The organism is Streptomyces sp. SAS_272, from assembly GCF_052543235.1.
The window spans coordinates 1-12907 of record NZ_JBMNDR010000015.1; the positions used below are offsets into that span (position 1 = coordinate 1).

General features: G+C 75.2%; 6 protein-coding genes. 5 read left to right on the forward strand and 1 reads right to left on the reverse strand.

The genetic code is table 11. The annotated features are described in order from the left end of the window. Positions 1-54 precede the first annotated feature (54 nt). Entirely contained in the window at positions 55-1041 is a 987-nt protein-coding gene (locus ACN6LD_RS12115) for a ketoacyl-ACP synthase III family protein (protein WP_319191067.1), read from the reverse strand. Positions 1042-1255: 214 nt separating this feature from the next. On the opposite strand from ACN6LD_RS12115, the gene ACN6LD_RS12120 reads away from it, so the two are divergent. From ACN6LD_RS12120 to ACN6LD_RS12140, 5 genes are read left to right on the forward strand one after another with little or no spacing between them, the layout of a single operon-like run. Then, positions 1256-2266, forward strand: a complete 1011-nt coding sequence (locus tag ACN6LD_RS12120) for an acyltransferase domain-containing protein (protein ID WP_319191065.1) — start codon at positions 1256-1258, stop codon at positions 2264-2266. 19 nt (positions 2267-2285) lie between these two features. Further along, complete coding sequence (locus ACN6LD_RS12125; RefSeq protein WP_445043140.1) at positions 2286-4376, forward strand: beta-ketoacyl synthase N-terminal-like domain-containing protein; 2091 nt, start codon at positions 2286-2288, stop codon at positions 4374-4376. Beyond that, positions 4373-10522 carry a type I polyketide synthase gene (locus ACN6LD_RS12130; protein ID WP_445043141.1) on the forward strand — a complete coding sequence of 2050 codons (6150 nt, stop codon included), beginning with the start codon at positions 4373-4375 and terminating at the stop codon, positions 10520-10522. The genes ACN6LD_RS12125 and ACN6LD_RS12130 overlap by 4 nt, the downstream gene beginning before the upstream one ends. Further along, positions 10522-11535: an aromatase/cyclase gene (locus ACN6LD_RS12135; protein WP_445043142.1), complete on the forward strand. Its 1014-nt coding sequence runs from the start codon at positions 10522-10524 to the stop codon at positions 11533-11535. Before ACN6LD_RS12130 ends, ACN6LD_RS12135 begins: the two co-directional genes overlap by 1 nt. Before the next feature lie 10 nt (positions 11536-11545). Then, positions 11546-12898, forward strand: a complete 1353-nt coding sequence (locus ACN6LD_RS12140) for an acyl-CoA dehydrogenase family protein (RefSeq protein ID WP_445043143.1) — start codon at positions 11546-11548, stop codon at positions 12896-12898. The last annotated feature ends 9 nt before the right edge of the window (positions 12899-12907 follow it).

Consider the following 12907-nt stretch of genomic DNA (forward strand, 5'->3'; position numbering starts at 1 on the left):
GGATCACGTCGCGGCGGCGGGGGTGCTCGCGCGACGTGATCCGCCGGACGGCGTTCAGGCCGCGGTCAGGATCTCCAGGACGGCCACCGTCCACGCGAAGCCGCCGCCCGCGCTGACCAGTGCGCCCGTCTGGCCCGGGCGCAGGGCGCCGGTCCGGGTGAGGTGGGCGAGGCCGGCGAACATGTCGCCCGCGCCGAGGTGTCCGACCCCCGATCCCCAGGGCCAGGTGGTCCGCTCCGGGTCGAGGTCCAGCGCCGAGAAGAACTGGAAGTCCATCTTGGCGCGGCCGAGGTGCGGCAGCACCGTCCAGTCGAGCTCCTCCTGCTTGACGTCCGCCTCCCGCAGGGCCTGTTCGAAGGCCGTCCGCTGGCCGGTGTGCAGCCGGTCGATCAGCTCCGACATGCCCATCTCCTTCACCAGGCGGGCACGGGGCTCCTCCACGCTGACCGGGGTCCGGATCTCCAGCGGCGTCGCGGCGAAGGGATCGTCGCCCCGCCCCATCTTCTCCAGCGTCGGGTCGGACACCGTCACCAGACTGCGCAGCAGCGCGAACCCGTCGTCGGTGGACAGGACGACGGCGGTTCCGCCGTCCCCGAGCACGGTCCCCGGGTCGGTGGTCCAGCGGTCGATCCCCGGCAGGCAGAACCGGTCGCCGGTGGTCACGAGGGCGCTGTGCCGGCGGGAGTCCGCGCGCAGATAGGCCACCGCCAGCTCGAATGCGGCCATCCCGCCGTTGGACAGCTGCTCGACGGCCAGCGACAGGCACGTGTTGCCGACGGCCTCGCGCTGCACGTACGAGGCGGGCGCCCACAGGTCGTAGCCCTGGAAGTAGCTGCTGGCGTGCAGGACCAGGTCGATGTCCTGGGGCCCCGCGTCCGCGTGGCGCAGCGCCTCCCGCGCGGCCCTGACCGCCATCTGCGGCCCGGCCTCGGTGCCGACGCACACCGACCGCATCCTCGTGCGCCGCACGGTCCAGTCGTCGGTCAGTCCCTGCCGGACCGCCTCCTCGGCCGGCATGGCCGGCGGCAGATGAAGTCCCACCCCGGAAACGAATACCTCTTCAGCTGGCACGACCATTCCCTCCGCCCGACGGCATTCGGCATTCGGCCGTCGAGTCTGCAGGGCGCTGCTCGGGGGCGGCTCAATGCCGGCAGGAGCCGGATTCCGTCCACGGCTCTCGATCGAGGCTCAGGCGAACGTCGAATCCCCGGGCCCATATTGCGGCAGCGGGAAAGGCAGGAAAGGAAGGTACCGGATGCCCCTCACAGCGCAACAGCCGAATCCACCGGTCGCACTCGTGTTCCCCGGTCAGGGTGCGCAGTACCCGCGGATGGCCGCGGGCCTGTACGGGCACGACTCGACGTTCACCTACTGGATGGACGAGGCGTTCCGGCTCCTGGCATCGGACGGCCCGCGGCTGCGGCGCGAGTGGCTCGCCGAGGCGCCGTCGGCGGACTACGACGACGTGACGGTCGCCCAACCGCTGCTCTACGCGGTGAACCACGCCCTCGGGCGGATGGTGCTCGGCTGGGGCGTGCGCCCGGCGGCGATCATCGGGCACAGCGTCGGCGAGGTCGCCGCGGCGACCCTGGCCGGGATCCTCGGCTTCGAGGACGGCATCCGCCTGATGCGGGACCGGGTCGTGCACTTCGCCGACACCCCGCCGGGCGGGATGCTCGCCGTCGCGGCCTCCCCCGACGACGTCGCCGACCTGCTCGGCGAGGACGTGCACCTGGCCGCGGTGAACGCCGCCCGCCAGCTCCTGCTCGCCGGGGAGCGCGAGCCGCTGGCCCGGGCCGCCCGCGAGCTGGACGGACGAGGTGTCATCTGCCGCCCGGTGCAGGCCAGGCAGGCCTTCCACAGCCCCGCGGTCGACGACGCCGTCCGCGCGACCCTGCCCGGTTTCCGCGCGGTGCCGCTGCGTCGGCCGGCCTTCCCCTTCTACTCCGCCTACACACCGGGCCGGCTCGCCGACCAGCAGGCGCTGGACCCCGACTTCTGGGCCTGGCAGGCGGCCCGGACGGTGTACTTCGCACCGGCGCTCACCGCCCTGCTCGCCGCGCACGACTGCCTGCTGCTGGAGGCCGGCCCGGGCGACGGCCTCAGCCGGCTGGCCCGCCGCCAGCCCCGGGTGATCGCCAGGCACAGCTCCGTCCAGGCGCTGGTGCCGGGCGGCGGCCGCGACGACCGCGAGGCCGTGGACGAGGTACGGCGCCGGCTCACCCTCGTCGCCGCCGGAGACCGCCATGACCGACCTGGCCACTGACAGAGCCGACGGGACCGACATGACTGAGCTGACCGACACGACCGGTACGTCCGGGGAACCCGTGGCCGTGGTGGGCATGGCCTGCCGCTTCCCCGGCGCCGACGACCTCCAGGGCTTCTGGCGGCTGCTCCGCCGGGGCGGCGACGCCATCGGCCCGGGCACGGGGCTGCGCGAGGGCCGCCGCCCCGGCGGATACCTGCGCGACGTCGAACTCTTCGACGCGGAGCTGTTCGGGATCTCCCCGCACGAGGCCGCCCTCATGGACCCGCAGCAGCGCCTGCTGCTCGAACTGTGCTGGCACGCCCTGGAGGACGCCCGCATCCCTCCCACGGCGGGCGGCGCGACCGGCGTCTTCGTCGGGTCCTGCTCGGACGACTACGCGCTGATGAGCCGGATGTCCCCGGTGGTGGACGCCTACTCCATGACCGGCACGGCACGGACCTTCCTCGCCAACCGGCTCTCCTACTTCTTCGGGTTCACCGGCCCGAGCGCGGTCGTCGACACCGGCCAGTCCTCCTCGCTCGCCGCCCTCGACCAGGCCCTGGGCAGTCTGCGGCGCGGGGAGTGCACCACCGCGGTGGTCGCGGGCGTCCAGCTCAACCTCACCGCGACGGGCGACCGGCTCATCGAGGAGCTCGGGGCGATGTCGCCGACCGGCCGCTGTCACACCTTCGACCGCAGCGCCGACGGGATCGTGCGGGGCGAAGGCGCCGGGGTGCTGGTGCTCAAGCCCCTCGAGGCGGCCCTCGCCGCCGGGGACCGGGTGTACTGCACGGTGCTCGCCGCGGCCGTCAACAACGACGGCGGCGGCGCGAGCCTGACGACGCCCACCCAGACCGCCCAGCAGAGCGTGCTGGCGGAGGCCTACCGCCGGGCGGGCGTCGATCCGGCCGCGGTCGCGTACGTGGAGCTGCACGGCACCGGCACCAAGGCCGGCGACCCGGTGGAGGCCCGCGCCCTCGGCGGCGTCCTCGGCCGGGGACGGCCCGCGGACCGGCCGCTGCTGGTCGGCTCGGTGAAGACCAACATCGGGCATCTGGAGGGCGCGGCCGGCATCGCCGGACTGATCAAGACCGCGGCGAGCCTCTTCCACCGCGAGCTCCCGCCGACCCTCAACCACCGGAGGCCCAACCCCGACATCGACCTCGACGGGCTGCGGCTGCGCGTCAGCACCCGGCGTCGGGCCTGGCGGCCCGAGGACGGGCCGCTGGTCTGCGGCGTGTCGTCGTTCGGCCTCGGCGGCACCAACGCCCACGCCGTCCTCGGCGAGGCGCCCCGGCGCGAGGACGCCGTACCGGGGCCCGGTGAGCCCGGGGCGGCGGCCGACGAGCCGGTGCCCGTGCTGCTCTCCGGGCACACCGGCGCCGCGCTGCGCGCCCAGGCGGCCCGGCTCGCCGACCGGCTGGACGGCCGCGACGACGTGGACCTGCGCGACCTCGGTCTCGCGTCGGCGACGACCCGCGCGGCGCTTCCCGTGCGCGCCGCCGTCGTCGCCTCCGCGCGCACCGCCCTGGTGGCCCGGCTCCGCGAGCTGGCCGACGGAACCCACGGGGACGGAACCCACCGGGACGAAATCCGCGAGGACGGGACGCGTGACGACGGGACGACCGTCCTCGTCGGCCGGCCGGGCGCGGAGCCGCAGGACCGGCCGGCCCCCGGGGACGGTCCCGGCACGGCCGCCACCGCGGCGGCCGCCGCGTTCGTGCTGGGCAAGCCGGTCGACTGGCTCGCGGTCTACGGCCCGCGGGCCCGCCCGGCGGACCTGCCGCCGTACGCCTTCCAGCGGCGCCCGTACTGGCTGGACACGACGACGACCGCGGGCGGCCCCGCCGCCGAGGACGCCGCGCCACAGTGGTCCGGCGACCCGCTGGACCTGGTCCTCGACCTCACCGTGGAGATCCTCGGCCGCGCGCCGGGCGCGGACCTCGACCTGGACGCCACCTTCACCGACCTCGGCCTGGACTCCCGCATGGCCGTCGCGCTGCGCACCTCCGTCGCCAGGGCCACCGGCCGCGTCCTGCCGACGACCCTGCTGTTCGACCACCCCACTCCGGCGGCGCTCATCGAGGCGCTCCGGTCGGACGACACGAAAGGTCACGAGTTTCGATGACTCCCCAGACCGGACCACTGGACGGTGACCAGGAAGCCGTCGCCGTCGTGGCCATGGGCTGCCGCTACCCGGGCGGTGTGCGCACGCCCGCCGACCTGTGGCAGCTGGTCGCGGACGGCCGCGACGCCACCTCCTCCTTCCCCACCGACCGCGGCTGGCGTGCGGCGGACCTCGCCGACGGCCGCTCCAGCACCACCCGCGGCGGCTTCCTCGACGACGCCGACCGCTTCGACGCCAAGTTCTTCGGCATCTCGCCCCGCGAGGCCGAGGGCATGGACCCCCAGCAGCGGGTGCTTCTCGAGACGGCCTGGGAGACCTTCGAGCGCGCGGGCCTCAGCCGGGACGCCCTCACGGGCAGCAGGACCGGCGTGTTCGTCGGGGCGATGGCCCAGGAGTACGGGCCGCGCCTGTACGAGGACAACCAGGGCGCCGGCGGCTACCGCATCACCGGCAGCTCGACCAGCGTCGCCTCCGGACGCATCGCCTACTACTTCGGGCTGCGCGGCCCCGCCCTCACGGTGGACACCGCGTGCTCGTCCTCACTGGTCGCCATGCACCTGGCGGTGCGGTCGCTGCGCGACGGCGAGTGCGACATGGCGCTGGCCGGCGGCGTCGCGGTGATGTCGACGCCCGGCATGTTCGTCGACTTCACCCGGCAGGGCGGACTCTCGCCCGACGGACGCTGCCGCCCCTTCTCCGACGACGCCGACGGCACCGCGTGGGCGGAGGGCGCCGGACTGCTGCTGCTGGAGCGGCTCTCCGACGCCCGCGCACGCGGCCACCGCGTCCTCGCCGTGGTCCGCGGCACCGCCGCCAACTCCGACGGCGCGAGCAACGGTCTCACCGCGCCGAACCGGGCGGCCCAGGAGGACGTCATCCGGCAGGCCCTGAGCCAGGCCGGACTGGGCCCGCACGACGTCGACGCGGTCGAGGCGCACGGCACCGGCACCGAACTCGGCGACCCCATCGAGGCGCGGGCGCTGTCCGCCGTCTACGGCCAGGGACGCGACGCGGAACGACCGCTCTGGATCGGCTCGTTGAAGGCGAACCTGGGGCACGCCCAGGCCGCGGCGGGCGTCGGCGGGGTGATCAAGATGATCGAGGCGCTGCGCGCAGGCGTCCTGCCCGCCACGCCGAACGTCTCCCGGCCCACCCGCCACATCGACTGGGAGCACAGCGGTCTCGCCCTGCTGACCCGGGCCCGCCCGTGGGAGCGGGGCGACGGGCCCCGGCGGGCCGGCGTGTCCTCGTTCGGGATCAGCGGCACCAACGCCCACGTGGTGATCGAGGAGGCCGAGCCGGAGCCCGTGCGGGAACCCGCCGCCGTCGCGACGGCGCCGCTGCTGTGGTCGGTCTCCGCCCCGCACGCCGACTCGCTGCGCGCCCAGGCCAGAGCCCTCGCCGACCACGTCGGCCGCACCCCGCAGGACGCGCCCGAGGACGTCGCGCACACGCTGCGCGGCCGCAGCGGGTTCCGGCAGCGCGGCGTCGTGATCGCCGACAACCGCGCGGACCTGCTGACCGGACTGGAGTCGCTGGCCTCCGACGCCCCGCTGCCGGCCGTGCCGGGGCGCTACCGGTCGCCGACCGTGCTGCGCACCGAGTCCTATCGCGACCTCGCCGGACCGGTGTTCGTCTTCCCCGGGCAGGGCTCCCAGTGGCGCGGGATGGGTCTCGCCCTGATGGAGGAGTCGGCGGTCTTCCGCGCCAGCATGGAGGCCTGCGCGGAGGAACTGGCCCCGCTGTGCGGCTGGCGGCTGACCGACGCGCTGCGCGGCGAGGGCCTGGAACGGGTCGACGTCGTCCAGCCCGCGCTGTTCTCCGTGATGGTGTCGCTGGCCGCGCTGTGGAAGTCGGTCGGCGTGCGGCCCGCCGCGGTCGTCGGCCACTCCCAGGGCGAGATCGCCGCGGCCCACGTGGCCGGTGCGCTCGGCCTGGCCGACGCCTGCCGGGTGGTGGCCCTGCGCAGCCAGGCGCTGGCGCAGCTCGCGCCCCCCGGCGGCATGGCGTCCGTGCTGCTCGGCGCCGAGGAGACCGAGCGGCTCCTCAACAGCGTGGACGGGGTGAGCGTCGCGGCGGTCAACTCCGCGACCTCGACCGTGGTCGCCGGGGACGTCGCAGGCCTCACCGACCTGCTGGCCCGCTGCGAACGGCAGGGCGTCGACGCCCGGCGCATCGAGGTCGACTACGCGTCGCACACCGAGGCGATGGAGGCGCTGGAGGAACGCCTCCTCACCGACCTCGCCGGGATCTCGCCGCGCTCCTCCGACGTCAGACTGCACTCGACGCTGACCGGCGCGGTCATCGACACCGCGGACATGGACGCGGCGTACTGGTACGACAACCTGAGCAACACCGTGCGCTTCGAGCCGGTGCTGCGGGGGCTGGTGGAGCGACGGCACCGCACCTTCGTCGAGTGCAGCCCGCACCCCGTGCTGACCTTCGGCGCCCAGGAGGTCCTGGACGCGGCCGGGGTGACGGGCGCCGTGCTCGGCACCCTGCGCCGGGACAGCGGCGGCGCGGGCCAGTTCCTGGCGTCGGCCGCGGCCCTCCCCGACTCCGTGGGGCCGGTGGACCTCGCCCCGCTGCAGCCGGCCGGCCGCCGGATCGACCTGCCGTCCTACCGGTTCGACCGCACCCGGTTCTGGGCGACGGCCCCGGCCGCCGCCGCCGCCGGCGCCGACGACGGCGCGTTCACCGGCGCGCCGACCGAACTCCCCTCCGGGCAGACCGTCGTCACCGCGACCGTCGACCGCGAGCGCCACCCGTGGCTGGCCGACCATGTGGTCCGGGGCGCCGCGCTGGTGCCGGCGACCGTGTTCCTGTCGCTGCTCGGCGAGGTCGGCGAACGGATCGGCCGTCCCGTCGTGGCCGACCTCACCCTCGGCGTGCCGCTGCCGCTGCCCGAACAAGGGGCCGCGGACCTGCGGATCGTCCTCGACCCCGAGGACGCCGCCGGACGCAGGCCCCTGACCGTCCACGCCCGGCAGGCCGACGGCGGCTGGGTGCGGCACGCCTCCGGCGCGCTCGCCGGCCGCGACCAGGCGCCGGCCGAGCCCGCGCGCTGGTCCACCGAGGGCGCCGCCCCGGTCGACGTCGCCGACGCCTACCGGCTGCTCGCCGAGCGCGGATACCACTACGGTCCGGCGTTCGCCGGACTGCGCGCCCTGTGGACGCGCGGCGCGGAGATCCTCGCCGAGGTGGCGCTGCCCGACCTGGAGCCCGGCGACTTCGCCACCCCCCACCCGGCGCTGCTCGACGCGGCCCTGCACCCGGCCGTGCTCAGGGCGGACGCGGGACTGCTGGTGCCGTTCGCCTGGCGCGACGCCGACCTGACGCCCACCGACGCCCGGACCCTGCGCGTGCACGCGCGGCCGGACGGCGACGACCTGTCGCTGACCTTCTTCGACGGCCAGGACCGGCCCGTCGGTTCGGTGCGCTCGCTGGCGCTGCGGCCGCTGCCCGCCGAGGACCGGGGCGTCAGCCTCGAACCGGCGTGGGAGCGGCTGCGCGGCGCGGACGTGTCCGGCCCCGACGCGTGGGTGACGGTCGGCGCGGGCGGCCTGTGGGACCGGCCCGACTTCCCCGACCTGGAGTCGGTGACACACCCGGCGCCGGCGGTCGTCGTGGCCCCGCTCGGCTCCGCCCCCGGCACGGACGGCGACCCGGCGCACGCCGAGCGGCTGACCCTGGCCGCCGCCGACCTGGTGCAGAGCTGGCGCGCCGGCCCGCAGTTCGCGGCCTCGCGGCTCGCCGTGGTCACCCGGGGCGCGCTCGCCGTCACCGACCGCGAACCCGTCCGCGACCTGGCCGCCTCGGCCGTCACCGGACTGGTGCGCTCGGCGCAGGCCGAGCACCCGGACACCTTCGTGCTGATCGACGTCGACGACGACCCGGCGTCCCTGGCGGCCCTGCCGCAGGCCCTCGCCTGCGGCGAGCCCGAAGTGGCTCTGAGGGCCGGACGGCTGTACCGGCCACGGCTGCGGCTCGCCCGCGAGAGCGGACTGCGGCCCCCGGCCGGAAGCCGCGCCTGGCGGCTCGACGTCACCGTCAAGGGCACCCTCGACGACCTCGCGCTCGTCGAACACCCGGAGGCGGAGGCCGAGTTGGGGCCCCGTCAGGTGCGCGTCGAGGTGCGCGCGGCCGGGCTCAACTTCCGTGACGTGACGGTCGGTCTCGGCCTCGTCGCCACCGAGAAGACCATGGGCAGCGAAGGCGCGGGCGTGATCACCGAGGTCGGCTCCGAGGTGACCCGCTTCGCGGCCGGCGACCGGGTGTTCGGCATGTTCGAGCGCTCGCTGGGCCCGCTGGCCGTCGCCGACGAACGCATGGTCAAGCCGCTCCCGGACGGCTGGAGCTTCGCCCAGGCGGCCGGCGTGCCCATCGTGTTCATCACCGCCTACCAGTGCCTCGTCGACGTGGCCGGCACCCGGCCGGGCGACCGGGTGCTGATCCACACCGCGACCGGCGGCGTCGGACTCGCGGCCATCCAGCTCGCCCGGCACCTGGGCGCCGACGTGTTCGCCACCGCCCGCGCCGACAAGCAGCCGACGCTGCGCGCCTGGGGCGTCCCCGAGGACCACATCGCCTCCTCCCGCACGCTCGAATTCGCCGACGCCTTCCGGTCCGCCACCGGCGGCCGGGGCGTGGACGTCGTGCTGAACTCGCTGTCCGGCAAGGCCCTCGACCTCTCCCTCGGCCTGCTGGCGCCGGGCGGCCGGTTCGCCGAGATGGGCAAGACCGATCTGCGGGACGCGGCCGCCACCGAGGCCGCGCACCCCGGGATCACGTACCGGGCGTACAACATCCTGGGCGTCGAGCCGGACCGGATCAGCGAGGTCCTGGACGAACTCGTCGCCCTGTTCGAGGCGGGCGCCCTGCGCCACCTGCCGGTGCGCACGTGGGACGTGCGGGACGGCCGGGTTCCGCTGAGGATGCTCAGCCGGGCCCGCCACCAGGGCAAGCTCGTGCTGACCACCCCGCGCTCCTACGACCCGCTGCGCCCCACGCTGATCACCGGCGGCACCGGCGGTCTCGGCGCCGAACTGGCCCGGCGCCTGGTGGCCGAGCGGGGCGCACGGCAGCTGGTGCTGGTGAGCCGCAGCGGCCCGGCCGCCGCAGGCGCGGCGGAGCTGAGCGCGGAACTGACCGCGTCCGGCGCCCAGGTGGCCGTCGTGGCCTGCGACGTCGCCGACGCCGACGCCGTCGCGAAGGTCGTCGCCGAGTACCGCCCCGGCAGCGTCTTCCACACCGCCGGCGTGCTGCGCGACGGGCTGCTCACCGGGCTCACCCCGGTCCAGCTCCGCGCGGTGCTGCGGCCCAAGGTCGCCGGGGCCTGGCATCTGCACCGGCTAACCGAACACCTGGACCTGTCGGCGTTCGTGCTGTTCTCGTCGGTGGCGGGGGTGTTCGGCAACCCCGGCCAGGCGAACTACGCGGCGGCCAACGCCTATCTCGACGCCCTCGCGCAGTACCGCCGGGCGCGCGGGCTGGAGGCGACGTCGCTGGCCTGGGGCCTGTGGCGGCAGCCCACCGGGATGACCGGTCATCTGACCGAGGCCGACACCGCCGCGCTGGCCCGCATCGGGATCGCCCCGCTGGACAGCGGGGACGGGATGCGGCTCCTCTTCGAGAACCTGGCCTCGCCCGCTCCGGTCCGGGTGCCGCTGCGGCTCGCCCCGGAGCAGCTGCGGCCCGGGAGCCGTGCGGCCCGACTGCTCGAAGGGCTGGCGGAACTTCCCCGGAACGACTCGCCTTCGGCTCCCGCCGCGTCGGCACCGGCACCGGCGCCCGCAGCCGCGCCCGCCGTCGTGCCGGCGCGGGCCGCGGCGCCGCCCACCGCTCCGGCTCCGGTCACGACGCCGTCCACGGCGCCCGTCCCCGCGGCCGCGGCGGCGCCTCCGGCGGGCGGTGACCTCATGCAGCTGGTGCGGACGCACACCGCCGAGGTGCTGGGCTACCTCGAACCGTCCGCCATCGGCGCCGAGGACTCCTTCAAGGAACTCGGCTTCGACTCCCTGCTCAGTGTCGACCTGCGCAACCGGCTCACCGCCGCGACCGGGCTCCGGCTCCCCGCCGGCGCCGTACTGGACCACCCGACGCCGCGGGCACTTGTCAACTTCATCTCAGGACTGGAGGGCGCGTGATGGCACGCGACGCCGAAACCGTCACCACCGAAGTCACCACTGAAGTCACCACCGAATTCACCGTCGAGGGCACCACCGACGGCACCACCGAAGTGACCCACCGCATCGAGGTGTCGGCCCCGGCGACGGCGGTCTACCGGATCGTCGCCGAAGTCGGCCTGTGGCCGCTGTACTTCCCGCCCACCGTGCGGGCCGAGCGCACCGGCGGCGACGAGACGGACGAACGCATCCGTATCTGGGCCCTCGCCAACGGCGAACTGCGCACCTGGGAGTCGCGCCGCCGGCTGGACCCCGCCGGGCTCCGGATCGACTTCGAACAGATCGAGCCGCGCGAGCCGGTCGCGGCGATGGGCGGGACCTGGCGCATCACCGAACGGCCCGACGGCGGCTGCACGGTGGAACTGGACCACTTCTACCGGGCCGTCGACGGCGACCCGGCGGCCCACGAGCGCATCACCCGGGCCGTCGACACCAACAGCCGCTCGGAGCTGGAGCACCTGAGGCGGGCGGCCGAACGGGGGGACGCCGAGCGGGAGCTGCTGTTCGACTTCGCCGACACCGAGACCATCACCGGCTCGATCGAGGAGGCGTACGCCTTCATCTACGAGGCGTCCCGGTGGCCGGAGCGGCTTCCGCACGTGGCGCGGCTCGAACTCCGCGAGGAGGAGACCGGGCTGCAGTTCATGGAGATGGACACCCGCTCCCCGGACGGCTCGCTGCACACCACGGCGTCCGGACGGGTCTGCGAGCCGCTGCGGCGGATCACCTACAAGCAGACGATCCTGCCGCCGGTGCTCCACGCCCACAACGGGGAGTGGCGGTTCGAGGAGGGCCCCGACGGCACCGTGAAGGTGACCTCGCACCACCAGGTCCTTCTCGACCCGGCGGGCATCGACGCGCTGCCCGAACCGCCCAAGACGCTGGCGGACGCCCGGCAGGCGGTGCGGCACGCACTGGGCTCGAACAGCCGCGCCACCATGGCCAAGGCCCGCGCGTTCGTCCAGGCCGGGTGAGGGGGACGCCATGACGACCGAGACGACCGAGACGACCCCGGCGACCCGCACGGCGGGGACGACGACGGGCACGCCCCCCACGCCCGCCGCACCTGGCGCAACCGCCGCACCCGCCACGTCGGGCACGACCGCACCAGCCGCCGCCACGGCGACCGCCGCCGCCACGACGTCCGCCGCCGCCACGGCGACCGCCGGCGGCCCGGCCGGCGCGGCGGAGATGCTGAAGCGGGTCCGGGAGTTCGTCCGCGCGGAACTGCTGTCCAAGGGCGATTACTTCGACGGCCTGCCCGAACAGCCCACCGCCGAGTCGGCCCGGCTGCACGCCGCCGGGCTGGCCAACTGGTGGATCCCGGCCGCGTACGGGGGCGCCGGCGCGTCCCTCGCGGACAGCGTGGACATCGTGTCCGAACTGGCCTACGGCGACGCCGGCTTCGCGTTCGGCGCCTTCCTGCCGGTGCTCGGCACCGTGATGCTCCAGCTGCACGGCGAGGAGGAGGCGGCCCGTCCCGTCCTGGAGCGTCTCGTCCGGGACGGCGGACGGCTGGGCATCCTCGGCAGCGAGGAGGACGCGGGCAGCGAGCTCAACCGCACGGCCACCACGTTCCGCCGCGACGGCGACGACCTCGTCCTCGACGGGGAGAAGTACTTCTCCACCAACTCCGACCCGGCCGACACCCTCCTCGTGCTCGCCCGGTCCGCCGACGACGACGGCGACTACGCCGTCGTCGCGGTGCCCCGCGCCACGCCCGGGGTGGAGATCGTCAAGCGCTGGGACATGCTCGGCGTGCGCGGCTCGGGCACCTACCGGGTCCGGCTGCGCGACTGCCGGACGCCCGCCGCGGGCCGGCTGCGCGGCAACGGGCTGCGCCTGCTGGAGATCGGGCTCAACGCCAGCCGCATCCTCATCGCCGCCACCGCGATCGGCGTCGCCCGCAGGATCCGGGACCTGTCCATGGAGTACGCGGCGGAGAAGCGGATCAAGGGAGCACCGCTGCGCGAGAACGCCGTGTTCGCCGCCAAGCTCGGCCAGATCGAGATGACGATCGACGTGATGCGCAACCAGTGCCGGGCGGCGGCGGCCGAGTTCGACCGGTTCCTGGCGGCGGAGAACCCGGCCGCGGCCCTGTACCGGGTGGGCACCCTGCGCTCGGCGCTGGCCGCCAAGCTGTACTGCGGCCAGGCCGGGTGGGAGGTGGCGACGACCGGCTCGGAGATGTTCGGCGGGCTCGGCTACACCCACGACCATCCGATCGGGAAGCTGGTGCGCGACCTGCGCTACGTCTCCATCGTGGAGGGCGGCGACGACGTGATGCGCGAGCTGCTCTACGCCCGGTACGTCGTCCCGGCGGGCAAGCGCCGCTGACGGGACGGC